The sequence below is a fragment of the Streptomyces griseorubiginosus genome (genome assembly GCF_036345115.1).
Classification (GTDB): Bacteria; Actinomycetota; Actinomycetes; order Streptomycetales; family Streptomycetaceae; genus Streptomyces; species Streptomyces griseorubiginosus_C.
Genome location: NZ_CP107766.1, coordinates 4,027,760 through 4,040,766, shown reverse-complemented (window position 1 = coordinate 4,040,766; position 13,007 = coordinate 4,027,760). Strand labels below are relative to the sequence as shown.

The 13,007-nt window shown below is 70.4% G+C and carries 12 protein-coding genes; 5 read left to right on the top strand and 7 right to left on the bottom strand.

The features are described 5' to 3' along the window. Nucleotides 1–2 precede the first annotated feature (2 nt). The gene (locus tag OHN19_RS18135; RefSeq protein ID WP_330265185.1) at nt 3–1,373 is read right to left on the bottom strand and encodes an FAD-binding oxidoreductase; all 1,371 of its coding nucleotides are present in this window, start codon (nt 1,371–1,373) and stop codon (nt 3–5) included. A gap of 489 nt (nt 1,374–1,862) precedes the next feature. Here OHN19_RS18135 and hemB point away from each other — a divergent pair, with 489 nt between their 5' ends. Further along, a complete protein-coding gene (hemB, locus tag OHN19_RS18130; protein WP_330265184.1) occupies nt 1,863–2,855 on the top strand; it encodes a porphobilinogen synthase in 993 nt (330 codons plus the stop codon). A 293-nt stretch (nt 2,856–3,148) separates the two neighbouring features. Further along, nucleotides 3,149–3,505 (top strand): DUF805 domain-containing protein, encoded by a 357-nt coding sequence (locus OHN19_RS18125; protein WP_330265183.1) that lies wholly within the window; start codon nt 3,149–3,151, stop codon nt 3,503–3,505. Between the two features lie 28 nt (nt 3,506–3,533). On the opposite strand, the gene OHN19_RS18120 is transcribed toward OHN19_RS18125, so the two are convergent. Continuing rightward, entirely contained in the window at nt 3,534–3,710 is a 177-nt protein-coding gene (locus tag OHN19_RS18120; protein WP_330265182.1) for a hypothetical protein, read from the bottom strand. Nucleotides 3,711–3,941: 231 nt separating this feature from the next. Between OHN19_RS18120 and OHN19_RS18115 the strand changes: the two genes are divergently transcribed. Then, on the top strand, nt 3,942–4,844 hold the full coding sequence (locus OHN19_RS18115) for an SAM-dependent methyltransferase (protein WP_330265181.1): 903 nt from the start codon (nt 3,942–3,944) through the stop codon (nt 4,842–4,844). A gap of 101 nt (nt 4,845–4,945) precedes the next feature. Continuing rightward, a complete protein-coding gene (locus tag OHN19_RS18110; protein ID WP_330265180.1) occupies nt 4,946–6,166 on the top strand; it encodes a PLP-dependent aminotransferase family protein in 1,221 nt (406 codons plus the stop codon). Here OHN19_RS18110 and OHN19_RS18105 read toward each other — a convergent pair. The 5 genes from OHN19_RS18105 to argS all read right to left on the bottom strand — a co-directional run bounded on the left by OHN19_RS18105 (nt 6,163) and on the right by argS (nt 11,039). After that, entirely contained in the window at nt 6,163–6,666 is a 504-nt protein-coding gene (locus OHN19_RS18105; protein ID WP_330265179.1) for a hypothetical protein, read from the bottom strand. The genes OHN19_RS18110 and OHN19_RS18105 overlap by 4 nt on opposite strands. Continuing rightward, nucleotides 6,663–7,910 carry a putative T7SS-secreted protein gene (locus OHN19_RS18100; RefSeq protein ID WP_330265178.1) on the bottom strand — a complete coding sequence of 416 codons (1,248 nt, stop codon included), beginning with the start codon at nt 7,908–7,910 and terminating at the stop codon, nt 6,663–6,665. The genes OHN19_RS18105 and OHN19_RS18100 overlap by 4 nt, the downstream gene beginning before the upstream one ends. Then, nucleotides 7,910–8,236: a hypothetical protein gene (locus tag OHN19_RS18095; protein ID WP_330265177.1), complete on the bottom strand. Its 327-nt coding sequence runs from the start codon at nt 8,234–8,236 to the stop codon at nt 7,910–7,912. The genes OHN19_RS18100 and OHN19_RS18095 overlap by 1 nt, the downstream gene beginning before the upstream one ends. 153 nt (nt 8,237–8,389) lie before the next feature. After that, nucleotides 8,390–9,232, bottom strand: a complete 843-nt coding sequence (locus OHN19_RS18090) for a DUF4253 domain-containing protein (RefSeq protein ID WP_330265176.1) — start codon at nt 9,230–9,232, stop codon at nt 8,390–8,392. 52 nt (nt 9,233–9,284) lie between these two features. Further along, nucleotides 9,285–11,039, bottom strand: a complete 1,755-nt coding sequence (gene argS / locus OHN19_RS18085) for an arginine--tRNA ligase (RefSeq protein WP_330265175.1) — start codon at nt 11,037–11,039, stop codon at nt 9,285–9,287. A 200-nt stretch (nt 11,040–11,239) separates the two neighbouring features. On the opposite strand from argS, the gene lysS reads away from it, so the two are divergent. After that, nucleotides 11,240–12,985, top strand: a complete 1,746-nt coding sequence (lysS, locus tag OHN19_RS18080; RefSeq protein WP_330265174.1) for a lysine--tRNA ligase — start codon at nt 11,240–11,242, stop codon at nt 12,983–12,985. Nucleotides 12,986–13,007 lie beyond the last annotated feature (22 nt).

Here is a 13,007-nt window from a genome sequence, read left to right as displayed (position 1 = left end):
GTTCAGACCGCCGGGGTCACCGTGTGGCCGTAGCGCAGGAGGTTCTTCGGGTCGTACGTCGACTTCGTGCGGCGCAGGCGGTCGTAGACCTCCGGGGTCCAGGCGCGGGCGCGATCCGTGTCGTCGCCCGGGGTGCCGTGCAGGTTGACCATGGTGCGGCCGGTGCCGTGCGGGGCCATGGCGGTGTTGAGGGCCCTCGTGGCCTGTTCGACCGCCTCGGCCATGGGGGGTGCGGCCAGGACGCCCACCGCCTCCAGGAGGTACTCGGCGTCCCTCGCGCAGACCGCGTCCTCGACGTCCGCGGGGCGGGCCAGGGCGCCACCCATGTGCCGGATCTCGACCATGAGGAGCGGGTAGTCGCCGGCGCCCGCCGCCGGGCCCGCCTGGTCCAGGAACGCGTCGACGGCCTGCGGGGTGAGCTCGCGCAGCAGGGTGCAGGACTCGCGGGCCGGGAGCGGGTCCTGGGGGTCCAGGTAGATGCGGTCCACCGCCGCGTAGTCCATCTCCTCCACCGTGTCGATCACCACCGGTGCGGCCTCGCGGAGCGGGGTGAGGAGCTTTTCGCCCGCCTCCGTGTCGCCGGTCCAGGCGAGGCAGACCCTTGCCCAGAAGCCGCCCCGGAAGGGTTCGGGGATCTCGGGGAACGGGGGGAGGCGGAGCATGCTGAAGGTGCTGTTCATCTCCGGGGGGAGGTCCTGGGTCCAGTTCGCCCAGGTGCTCAGCAGGGGTTCGGCGTCCTCGCCCGCGCAGTAGATGCCGCCGCCGAGGACTCGTTGGAGGGGGAGGAGTTCGGTGACCAGGGAGGTCACCACTCCTACGTTGCCCTTGCCGCCGCGCAGGGCCCAGAAGAGGTCGGGTTCCGTGTCGCGGTCGGTGTGGTGGAGGGTGCCGTCGGGGGTGACGACCTCGAAGGAGCGGACCTTGTCGGCGGCGTAGCCGTAGGTTCGGCCGAGGACGGGGAGGCCGCCGCCGAGGGTGTAGCCGACGACGCCGGCGTCGGTGGAGGAGCCGTTCAGGGTGGCGAGGCCGTGGGGGGTGCACGTCTCCAGGACGTGTCGCCATTTCGCGCCGGCGGCGATGGTTGCTGTGCGGGTTTCCTTGTCGGTTTTCACGTCGGTCATGCGGGCCGTGTTGATCAGCAGGCCGTTCTCTATCGGGAAGTTGGCGCCGTGGCCGGTGGCCTGGACGGTGACGGGGGTGTTGGTGGCCGAGGCCCAGCGGAGGGCGGTGACGATGTCTTCTGTGCCGGTGGCGCCTATGACGAGGTCTGGGGTGTGGAGGGCGGCGAGGTTGAAGCCGGTGACTTCGTCTTTGTAGGTGGGGTCGCCGGGGTGGACTACTGGGCCGTGGATGTGGGTGAGGGTGGCTGACATTTTGGGTCCTCCTGCGGTGTGTTTTCAGCTTGGACCCGGGGGTGGGGTGGCGCATGTGGGGCGGTTGTTTGTCTGCGGCGTGGTGGGGGCGGGCGTTTTGCGCAGTTCCCCGCGCCCCTGAGAGGCCTGCGGCGGCCCGTTGCGGTCCGGTGGGGGCGTGCGTAGCGCGTGCGGTTGCGTTGTGGGTCGGTGCCGGGGTGGGGGGTATCCGTCCTCGGTCCGGCGGCTCGGTCCCTTATGAGGGGCTCGGTAATGGACGCCGGCCGCTGCGGGCGGACACCCCCCACCCCGTCCCCTTCGCGCCGTACGCGGCGAACGGTGCATCGTGGCGCGCGTCCACTGCAACCCCCTAGGGGCGCGGGGAACTGCGCGATCAGCCACGACGGACCCGCAGCCGCTCGGATCACCGCACCCGGCACCCCCTATAGGCGCCCCAGGCCCGACGTGACGTCGGCAAAGGTGCTCGCGGGGCGGGCGTAGCTTAGGGGTATGACGACGTACGGATCCTTTCCCGGTGCGCGGCCGCGGCGGCTGCGGAGCAGCACCGTCATGCGGCGCATGGTCGCCGAGACCCGGTTGCACCCGGCCGACTTCATCCTGCCCGCGTTCGTGCGCGAGGGGGTCAGTGAGCCGGTGCCGATCGAGGCGATGCCCGGGGTGGTGCAGCACACGCGGGACAGTCTGAAGAAGGCCGCGGCGGAGGCGGTGGCCGCCGGGGTGTCCGGGATCATGTTGTTCGGGGTGCCTGAGGAGGGGAAGAAGGACGGGCTCGGGACGCCGGGTACCGATCCTGACGGGATCCTCCAGGTCGCCATCCGGGACGTGCGGGCCGAGGTCGGTGACGAGCTGCTCGTGATGTCCGACCTGTGTCTCGACGAGACCACGGATCACGGGCACTGCGGGGTGCTGGACGCGGAGGGGCGGGTCGACAACGACGCGACGCTCGAGCGGTACGCCGAGATGGCTCAGGTGCAGGCCGACGCCGGGGCCCATGTGGTCGGGCCCAGCGGGATGATGGACGGTCAGATCGGGGTCGTACGGGACGCCCTTGACCAGATCGGGCGGGAGGACGTCGCCATCCTCGCCTATACGGCCAAGTACGCCTCCGCCTTCTACGGCCCGTTCCGGGAGGCCGTCGGGTCCTCGTTGAAGGGGGACCGCAAGACCTACCAGCAGGATCCGGCCAACGCGCGGGAGTCGTTGCGGGAGCTCGCTCTCGATCTGGAGGAGGGCGCCGACATGGTGATGGTCAAGCCGGCCGGGCCCTATCTCGACATCCTCGCGCGGGTCGCGGACGCCGTGGACGTGCCGGTCGCCGCCTATCAGATCTCCGGTGAGTACTCGATGATCGAGGCCGCCGCCGAGAAGGGCTGGATCGACCGGGACCGGGCGATCCTGGAGGCGTTGACCGGAATCAAGCGGGCCGGGGCGCGGAACATCCTCACCTACTGGGCGACCGAGGTGGCCCAGAAGCTGCGCTGACGAAGCCGCCGGACGGCGTGTCACGGCAACGGTTCGAGCTCGGTCCGGACACGGCTGGAGCTCGAACCGTCAACGTCCGGATAACAGGCCCCGGTTGGCCCGGTGAGGTTCTGGTGATCTGTCCGTAATTCGCACCCGGATGGGGTGGATTTGTCGGGCCGTGTCGGGCCTTCGATTTGATGGAGCGCTTACATCCGTTGAATTGACGAGTTCCCGACATCCTCCATATCTTCTGCGCCTGGCCTGATCCATTCGGAACGGTTCCGAACGTCGATCTCTGGGGGGACACCACCATGAGCTGGTTCATCGAGGCACTCAAGAAGTACGCGGTCTTCAGCGGCCGTGCGCGCCGCAAGGAATACTGGTTGTTCGCGCTGTTCGCCGGGATCATCTACGTCGTGTTCCTCGTCCTCGGCCTCGTCAGCAAGCAGTCGTGGCTCGTTGCCATCCCCTACCTCGGCTTCCTGCTCCCCGGCCTGGCCGTCACCGCGCGCCGCCTGCACGACACGGGCCGCAGCGGCTGGTGGATCCTGTTCGGCCTCGTGCCGCTGGTCGGCGGCATCACCCTGTTCGTCTTCTCGGTGCTGGACAGCGAGCCGGGCGACAACAAGTACGGCCCCAACCCGAAGCTGGCCCCGGTGCACGTCTGAGCCGTAGCTCCACTTCGAGGCCGCCCGGTCAGTGCCGGGCGGCCTTCTGGTTTTCCGTGGGGGTTACGGCGGCCGCCCTGGCCCTGGCCGGGCCCTCGTCCCGTACGCCCTGGCCGTCGTTGCACCCCGAGAGGGTGAGCAGCGCGAGGAGGGTCAGCAGGGCGGTGGCGGTACGGGTGCGGGGGGTGTGGGGTCCGGTGGGCATGGGATCAGGTTGCGGGGCGGGTGGGGCGTACGCCAGCCTCGGCGGCGAATTCGGGACGTGCCGATCGGGGGAACGGGCCTGAGCTGCGGGGATGTTGTGTCCCGAGGCGTCGTCGTGGGATGCGGGACGGCCCGAGTCGGGCACCGGGCACCATCAACTGCCCCCGCGAGTTAGGTTCTTGACCAACGTGGTGGTTGTCCGTTGAAGGACCGACTCATAGGGGAGACGCCCATGTCCGGTGACGCGCTGAGCCAGGACCCGGCCGAGCTGGCCAAGAGGATCGACACCACCAAGGCACATCCGGCCCGCGTCTACGACGTCTTCCTCGGCGGCAAGGACAACTACCCCGCCGACCGCGAGGCGGCCGCCGCCGCGCTGGCCGCCAACCCCCGCGGCTATCTCGACGTACGCCACAACCGCGACTTCATGCGGCGGGCCGTGCAGCGGCTGGCCGAGCGGGACGGGATCCGGCAGTACCTCGACATCGGCACCGGGCTGCCCACCGGCGAGAACGTCCACCAGATCGCCCAGCGGATCCTGCCCGACGCGCGGGTCGTGTACGTGGACAACGACCCGGTGGTGCTGGCCCACGCGCGAGCACTGCTCACCAGCGGGCCCGAAGGGCGTACCGACTACATCGACGCCGACTTCACGAGCCCCGCGCAGATCCTCGAACAGGCCGCCAAGACCCTCGACTTCGACCGGCCGATCGCGCTGTGCCTGGTCGCGATCCTGCACTTCGTCGAGGACGAGCAGGCCTATCCGATCGTGCGGGAGCTGGTCGAGGCGTTGCCGGCGGGGAGCCGGCTCGTGCTGAGCCACCTGACGGACGAGATGCACCCCGAGCCGACCCGCGCGGTCCAGCGGACGTACACCGAGCGCGGGTTCACCTTCGTGTTCCGGTCCAGGGCGGAGGTGGAGCGGTTCTTCACCGAGGTGCCGGGTCTGTCGCTGGACGAGCCCGGTGTGGTGCCCGCGCACCTGTGGCAGCCCGGGCCCGCGCCCGCGCCGCCCGCCATCGACGCGGAGGACTTCGAGGCGCTCGACGACATTGAGAAGATCCGCTACCGCGACATCAACGACGTCACCGACGACGACATCAACGTCTACGGGGCCACCGGCACCAAGGCGTGAGCGGGTGCCCGGCGTCCGTATCGCGGAAAGGTACTTGTAGGTGGCACTCGGTTCCTTAGGCTGCGCGGCAACCAGTCGTCGCAGTCGAAGGAGCCGTGCCCATGACGGTGCCCACGTTCGCTTCCGTGCCGCCGCTCGCCGCCCGGGCCCGGGCGGTCGGCGGGTCGCCGGTACGGGACATCCTCGCCGTGACCGCCCGCCCCGAGGTGATCAACTTCGCGGGCGGGCTGCCGGCCCCGGAGCTGTTCGACGCCGAGGGGATCGCGGAGGCGTACCGCGCGGTGCTGGAGGAGATGCCCTCGCGGGCGCTCCAGTACGCGACCACCGAGGGGGAGCCCGTGCTGCGGGCGGCCCTCGCCGAGCGGATGTCGGTGCGTGGGCTGCCCACCGACCCCGACGACGTCCTCGTCACCACCGGCTCTCAGCAGGCGCTGTCCCTGCTCGCCACCGCGCTGATCGAGCCCGGGGACACGGTCCTCGTCGAGAGTCCCTGTTATCTGGCCGCCCTCCAGGCGTTCGGGTTCGCGGGCGCCCGGGTCGTCGCCGTGCGGGGGGACGAGGAAGGGCCCGACCCCGTGGCGCTGGAGGAGCTCGTCCTGCGGGAGCGGCCCAAGCTGCTCTACACCGTGCCCACCTTCCAGAACCCGACCGGCCGGACCATGTCCGCGCAGCGCCGGGCCGCCGTCGCGTCGGTGGCCGCGCGGTGCGGGCTGTGGATCGTCGAGGACGACCCGTACGGCGAACTCCGCTTCGAGGGCGAGCGGGTGCCGTGGATCGCCGCCCACGAGGACGCCCGCGACCGGGTCGTCCTGCTCGGCTCCTTCTCCAAGGTCATGGCACCCGGACTGCGGCTCGGCTGGCTGCGGGCGCCCGGCGAGCTGCGGCGGGCCTGCGCGGTCGCCAAGCAGGCGGCCGACCTGCACACCCCCACCGTCAACCAGCTCGCCGCGGCACGGTACCTGGCCGACCGGGACCTCGACGCCCATGTGCGGCACGTCGCGGGCGTCTACGGCGAGCGCCGGGACGCCATGCTCGCGGGCCTCGGCGAGGCCCTGCCCCCGGGATCGACCTGGACGCGCCCCGAGGGCGGCATGTTCCTCTGGGCGCGCCTTCCGTCGTCGTACGACACCACCGCGCTGCTGCCGCAGGTCGTGACCCGCGATGTGGCCTACGTGCCGGGGGCGCCCTTCTACGCCGGTGAGCCCGACCGCTCGACCCTGCGGCTGTGCTTCGTGACGCAGACGCCCGAAGAGATCGGGGAGGGGCTGCGGAGGCTGGGGGCGGGGCTGCGGGGCGGCCCTGCCGGGGGTGAGACGCGCTAGCCGAAGGGTGAGACGGACGGGGAGGTCCAGAAGGTCACCGTCGGACCGTAGGAGCCGTCCTCCTCGTCGCTCACCTCGACGGTGATCTCCAGGCCGGGGTACCGGGCGGACAGGACGCCCTGCCAGCATTCCCCGAGGGCCAGGGCGAGTTGGGGCAGTTCCTCGCCGAGCCGGTCGTCGTCCGTCAGGGGTGTGTTGCCGAAGGTGTCCCACAACTTGACCTGGTTGGTGACTGCTTCGACACGTTCCCTGTCGTCACCCAGCTTCGTGAACCAGTTGTCGACGTTCTCCTGGCCGAACCGCTCCTTGAGGAACACCCCGCCGCGGTACTCGACCGTCTCGGGGCAGAACAGCCAGGCCGCGGCCAGGACGAAGCGCAGGCCGCCCTCGAAGTCGAGGTAGTTGGCCGGGGTGAGGTCCTCGTTCTTCCAATCGGTCCGCCAGCTGGTGAAGAACGCCGGCGGCCTCCGGTCGGACCACGACGGCTTGCTGCTGGTCACGGGATCTCCCACGGGAACGCGGCGCGTACTTCGTTCGACGGGCGCACGAAGACCTGGCCGGTTTTCGGGTTGGTGTTGCGCTCGTACTCTACGACGTGCGGGGTGTCCACCCCGCCGTGCGGACGGCCCTCCAGGTCCACCCGCTTCACCGCACGGCCTTCGGAGTCGTACGTCGTGTAGTTGGTGACTTTTCCGGTCTGCGGGTCCGTCTTGTAGAGGGTGCCGTCCTTCGGGCCGTTCTCAACCGGCAGGTTGTTTCCCGCGCGGCCGCCGGTGCCCTTGTACTGCTGGCCGTTCTTGATCAGGTCGGAGGCCGGCTGCTGGGAGGAGCCGCCGGTGCCGGAGCCCTCGCTGTTCATGCGGAGGGGCTCGACCCGGGAGTCGCTCGTGGCGTGCTGGGCGAGGTCCACGGCTCCCGCGCCCGCCAGGCCGACGCCCGTGGCGATCCCGGCCGCGGACACCACGTTGAGGGGCACACCGGCGATGGCACCGACCCCGGTGGCGTCCAGCGCGACGCCGAGCCCCTCACCACCGGCGCTGACACCGGCCAGGAGCATGCCGCCGAGCATCGCCGCGCTGTCGCCGGGGTGCTGGACCATGGCGTTGCCGAAGGAGGCGAGGTCGTTGACGACGGTCTTGCCGCCGTCCACCAGCCCGTCGCCGACATCGCCGAGGAAGTCGCCGACCTTGGACCAGAACCCCGGGCGCTCCGGGGCGGACTCGGTGGCCTTCCGCACCAGCGCGGCCGCGGTGTGCCCGGCGGTGTCCACGGTGCCGCGAGCGGCGTCGAGATCCGCGCGGGCGCCGGCCCGGTCCGCTTCACCGGGATCGTTGAAGGGGATCTCGGTGTTGTCCCCCTTTCCGCGCCTCTCGGTGACCTGCCGGTCGTGGGCGTTCTTGGCGTTCGCGGTGGCCGCCTCGCCGCGCGCGTACCGGGATATGGCCTCGGCGGCGCGCTGCTGGGCCGCCCGCAGGGTGTGGAGGTAGTCGTACAGGGCGTTCGCTGCGGCGTGGAACTCGTTGCCGGCCTCGGTCCACCGGGCGGGCTGGCCGTGGAAGCGGTCCCGGAAGGCGTCGCCGGCCGGGCCCCGCCAGCCGTCCACGGTGTCGATCTTCGCCAGCCCTTCGCCCGCCTCGACGAGGACGTCGCCGTAGGCGAGCAGGGACTGCGCGGTCGTGGTCAGGGAATCCGGGTTGCCGGGGACGAGCGCGCGGGGATCCGAGGTCTCGCCGAGCTCGGCCATCAGGACGCCCCCGGGTCTGTGCCGGAGGGCGACTGAAGGATGCCCTCGGTGGAGAGCTGGATGTGTTCCTCGGCCGCCTCGTAGTTCTGGACGCAGCGGTTCAGCCGGTCGGAGACCTCGGAGCCGTCGGAGGCCAGGTGCGTGACGCCGATGTTCCACCGGTCGGTGAAGTCGACGACCGCGGAGGCCAGTTCGTCATGCCCGAAGTCGCCCTTGGGAACGTCGATGTCGCTCACCTTCTTGGTGGCCATCGCGTCCAGCGTGGTGCCGATCCCGGTGGCGGCCTTGCGGAGCGCGCCGAGGTCCACGGAAAAGCCGTCCGGCATCTGAGCGCCCTCCCCCTGTTAAGGACCGCAAACGAGAAGGGAGTTTAGTGAGGGATTCAGTGAGCCGGAGGTGGCGAGCGTGACTTGAGAGGGAATTTGCTCAGGGGAGACCTCGGGTTTGCCTTCCCTGCCCTGGGTGCCTCCTGAAGCCGGTCAGTCCCACCAGAAGGACCAGACGCGCTGGTCCAGTACCTGGTGTGCGGCGTACTCGCGCAGGGTCTGGTGGTGGCCCTGGGTGATGTTGTCGGGGCAGAACGCGAAGTGCTCGGCGGCGACGGCCTCCGCGGCCTCCTGAGTGGTGGGCGGGGCGGCGACGGACACCGTCAGCTGGTCGAAGTCGAGGGCGATGACGCGTATGCCGAAGCGGTCCTCCCAGGAGCGCAGGACCGCGCACAGGCGCGCCACGTCGTTCTCGTGGTTCAGCGGGCCCGGCCAGCCGATCGCCGCCGGGATGTCCGCGCTGCGGCGGGCCGGGACCAGGGCCAGACGCGGGTCCTTGAACCACGAGCCCTCGTCGAGGAGCGCGTCCGCCGTCTCCGCGGCGCGTGTGTCGGGGTCGGCGGGGAGGGCGGAGGGGGCCTCGGCCAGACCCGGCCAGGCCCCGTGGACGGGCCCGGCCGTCTGCTCGTCATCGCCGAGTTCGCCATCGTCGAGTTCATCCTCGGCGTAAGACTCCCAGAAGTCCGCCAGGACCTCCTCCGCGTCGTGGTCCCCGGGGTACGACATCTCCCCGGGCATCAACTCCCACTCCCCGGGCCCGCCCTGGCTGCCGCCGACCTCTATCAGCACCGGCAGCAGACCGGCCCGCGCGGCGCGGACACCGAGCGCGCTCCACGCCCCGGAGGACGCCGCGTACTCGGTATGCCACAGCAGCGGTTCGTGCCACGGCCCCTCGTCCGTCTCGTCGATCAGTCTCCCCAGAGGGAGTCCGAGTCCGAGCGAACGACCGCTCGGGTCTGCCGCGAGGGTGGGCAGCGGGTTGGGAAGAGTCGCCATGCCAGTGACTGTAGGGGGAGCCACTGACAATGGCCGACGGCCCACGGGACGGTCAGAGGCGCTCGGGGGTCCTGATGCCCAGCAGGGCCATGCCCTGGTGCAGGGTGCGGGCGGTCAGGTCGCAGAGGAACAGGCGGTTCTCGACCTGGGCCGGGGTGTCGGCCTTCAGGACCGGGCACTTGTCGTAGAACGACGTGAACAACGAGGCCAGCTGGTAGAGGTACGCGGCGAGCTTGTGCGGGGCGTACTCCTCCGCCGCCTCGAAGACCGTGCTGCCGAACGCGTCCAGGTGCAGGCCCAACACCCGCTCCGCGTCGGCCAGTTCCAGCTCCGGGTGCGCGGACGGCCGTACGTCTCCCGCCTTGCGCAGGATCGACTGGATACGGGCGTACGCGTACTGGAGGTACACGGACGTGTCGCCGTTCAGCGAGACCATCTGGTCCAGGTCGAACTTGTAGTCCCGGTTGGGGGACGTCGACAGGTCCGCGTACTTCACCGCGCCGATGCCGACCTGCGCCGCCCGCTCCTGGATCTCGTCCTCGGTGAGGTCCTGCGCCTTCTCCCGGACGACCTCGGCGGCCCGCTGCACCGCCTCGTCCAGCAGATCCTCCAGCTTCACCGTCTCGCCCTCACGGGTCTTGAACGGCTTGCCGTCCGCGCCGAGCACCGTGCCGTAGCCCATGTTGTGCGCGGTGACGTCGTCGCTCAGCCAGCCCGCCCGGCGGGCCGCCTCGAAGACCATCTTGAAGTGCAGGGACTGGCGGACGTCCACGACGTACAGGAGCGTGGTCGCCCGGAGGTCGACGACGCGGTTCCTGATCGCCGTCAGGTCGCTCGCCGCGTAGCCGAAGCCGCCGTCGGCCTTCTGCACGATCAGCGGGACCGGCTGGTCGTCCTTGCCGCGGATGTCGTCGAAGAAGACGACGAGCGCGCCCTCGGAGCGCACCGCGACGCCCATCTCCTCCAGGAGGCGGGCGGTCTCCGGCATGTTGTCGTTGTACGCCGACTCGCCGACGATCTCGTCGTCCCGGATCTCCATGTCGAGCTTCTCGAAGACCGAGTAGAAGTAGACCTTCGACTCGTCCACGAACCGCTGCCAGAGGTCCAGGGTCTCCTTGTCGCCGGACTGGAGGGCGACGACCCTCTTCCGCGCCCGCTCCTTGAACTCCTCGTCCGCGTCGAAGACCGCCCGGGACGCCTTGTAGACCCGGTTAAGGTTCGACATGGCCTGCTCGCCGTCCTTGTCGGTCTCCGCGGACAGCTCGCCCGGGTTCTCGATCAGGTACTGGATGAGCATGCCGAACTGGGTGCCCCAGTCGCCGATGTGGTGCCGGCCGATCGTCCGCTCGCCGGTGAAGTCGAGCATGCCGCGCAGGGCGTCCCCGATCACCGCGGAGCGCAGGTGGCCGACGTGCATCTCCTTCGCCACGTTCGGCTGGGCGTAGTCGATCACCGTGACGCCGGGCTTGTCCTTGACGGGCACGCCGAGACGGTCGCCGTCCTCGTACCGCGCGGCGAGGTTCTCGGTGATCGCCCGGTCGGTGAGCGTCACGTTCAGGAAGCCGGGGCCGGAGACCTCGACGTCCTTGATCAGCTCGCCCGTGACGATCTGCGCCACGACCTGCGTCGCCAGGTCCCGCGGGTTCGCCTTCGCCTTCTTGGCGAGGGCCAGGATGCCGTTCGCCTGGAAGTCGGCCCGGTCGCTGCGTCGGAGCAGGGGGTCCGCGTCGGCCTCCGGCAGGGTGGCGGAGATCGCGGAGGTGAGCTGCTGGTTGACGGCGTCGCTGAGGGACGTGACCGGGGCCATGGGAGTGGGTGCCGTTCTCCTCGGGGGATCAGATAGACACGGTCAGTATCCCATGGGGTGGGAAGCGGTTTTTTTGGCTGCGGGCCGGTGGAGGCTTGTCGCGCCGTTCCCCGCGCCCCTGGAGAGAGGCGGCTTCGCCGCCATCTCTCCAGGGGTGGGAGAATGTGGAGGTCCATCAACGCCATTCAGTAAAAGAGGACGTGCCGATCGTGGGTCAGAGCGCTGAGACCACCGACTGGGTCTCCCGTTTCGCGGATGAGGTCATCGAGGAGTCGGAGCGTCGGGCCCCGGGCAAACCGGTCGTCGTCGCGTCCGGACTGTCCCCCTCGGGCCCCATCCACCTCGGGAACCTGCGCGAGGTCATGACCCCGCACCTCGTCGCCGACGAGATCCGGCGCCGGGGCCACCAGGTGCGCCACCTGATCTCCTGGGACGACTACGACCGGTACCGCAAGGTGCCCGCCGGCGTCGCCGGTGTCGACGAGACCTGGGCCGAGCACATCGGCAAGCCGCTGACCTCCGTGCCCGCGCCCAAGGGGTCCGCCCACCCGAACTGGGCCGAGCACTTCAAGGCCGCCATGGTCGACGCCCTCGCCGAGCTCGGTGTCGAGTTCGACGGGATCAGCCAGACCGCGCAGTACACCTCCGGCGTCTACCGCGAGCAGATCCTGCACGCCATGGCCCACCGCGCGGACATCGACGCGATCCTCGACCAGTACCGGACCAAGAAGGCTCCCGCCGCCAAGAAGCAGCAGCAGAAGCCCGTCGACGAGGCCGAGGTCGAGGCCGCCGAGGGGTCCGGCGCGGCGAGCGAGGACGACGGGTCCAGCGGCTCCGCCGGGTACTTCCCGTACAAGCCCTACTGCGGCAACTGCGAGAAGGACCTCACCACGGTCACCTCCTACGACGACGCCACGACCGAGCTGTCGTACACCTGCAACGCCTGCGGTTTCTCCGAGACCGTCCGGCTGAACGAGTTCAACCGCGGCAAGCTGGTCTGGAAGGTCGACTGGCCGATGCGGTGGGCGTACGAGGGCGTCGTGTTCGAGCCCAGCGGCGTCGACCACTCCTCGCCCGGGTCCTCCTTCCAGGTCGGCGGGCAGATCGTCGGGATCTTCGGCGGACAGCAGCCCATCGGGCCGATGTACGCCTTCGTCGGCATCTCCGGGATGGCGAAGATGTCGTCGTCCAAGGGCGGGGTGCCCACCCCGGGTGACGCGCTGAAGATCATGGAGCCGCAGCTCCTGCGCTGGCTCTACGCCCGCCGCAGGCCCAACCAGTCCTTCAAGATCGCCTTCGACCAGGAGATCCAGCGGCTCTACGACGAGTGGGACAAGCTGGACGCCAAGGTCGCCGACGGCACCGCCCTGCCGGCCGACATCGCCGCGCACTCCCGTGCGGTGCGGACGGCCGGCGGCGAGCTGCCGAAGACGGCGCGCGTGCTGCCGTACCGGACGCTCGCCTCGGTCGCCGACATCACCGCCGGCCACGAGGACCAGGCGCTGCGCATCCTCAGCGAGCTGGACCCCGACAACCCGCTCTCGGCGCTGGACGAGGCCCGGCCCCGGTACGACAAGGCCGAGGCCTGGATCAACACCCAGGTGCCCGCCGACCAGCGCACCATCGTGCGGGAGGAGGCCGACGCCGAGCTGCTGAAGTCCCTCGACGAGGCCTCCCAGCAGTCGCTGCGGCTGCTGCTCGACGGGCTGGCCTCGCACTGGTCGCTCGACGGGCTCACCCACCTCGTGTACGGGGTGCCCAAGGTGCAGGCCGGGTTCTCCGCGGACGCCACGCCCAAGGAGCTGCCGGCCGAGATCAAGACCGCTCAGCGGGCGTTCTTCGCCCTGCTGTACCAGCTCCTGGTGTCCCGGGACACCGGGCCCCGGCTGCCCACGCTGCTGCTGGCCGTCGGGCAGGAGCGGGTCCGGGCGCTGCTCGGGGAGTAGACGGTACGACGAAGGGGCCCTC

Bases quoted from the DNA above. Each gene is read 5' to 3' on its own strand.
- OHN19_RS18135 (WP_330265185.1), bottom strand. From the start codon at position 1,373: ATGTCAGCCACCCTCACCCACATCCACGGCCCAGTAGTCCACCCCGGC.
- hemB (WP_330265184.1), top strand. From the start codon at position 1,863: ATGACGACGTACGGATCCTTTCCCGGTGCGCGGCCGCGGCGGCTGCGG.
- OHN19_RS18125 (WP_330265183.1), top strand. From the start codon at position 3,149: ATGAGCTGGTTCATCGAGGCACTCAAGAAGTACGCGGTCTTCAGCGGC.
- OHN19_RS18120 (WP_330265182.1), bottom strand. From the start codon at position 3,710: ATGCCCACCGGACCCCACACCCCCCGCACCCGTACCGCCACCGCCCTG.
- OHN19_RS18115 (WP_330265181.1), top strand. From the start codon at position 3,942: ATGTCCGGTGACGCGCTGAGCCAGGACCCGGCCGAGCTGGCCAAGAGG.
- OHN19_RS18110 (WP_330265180.1), top strand. From the start codon at position 4,946: ATGACGGTGCCCACGTTCGCTTCCGTGCCGCCGCTCGCCGCCCGGGCC.
- OHN19_RS18100 (WP_330265178.1), bottom strand. From the start codon at position 7,910: ATGGCCGAGCTCGGCGAGACCTCGGATCCCCGCGCGCTCGTCCCCGGC.
- OHN19_RS18095 (WP_330265177.1), bottom strand. From the start codon at position 8,236: ATGCCGGACGGCTTTTCCGTGGACCTCGGCGCGCTCCGCAAGGCCGCC.
- OHN19_RS18090 (WP_330265176.1), bottom strand. From the start codon at position 9,232: ATGGCGACTCTTCCCAACCCGCTGCCCACCCTCGCGGCAGACCCGAGC.
- argS (WP_330265175.1), bottom strand. From the start codon at position 11,039: ATGGCCCCGGTCACGTCCCTCAGCGACGCCGTCAACCAGCAGCTCACC.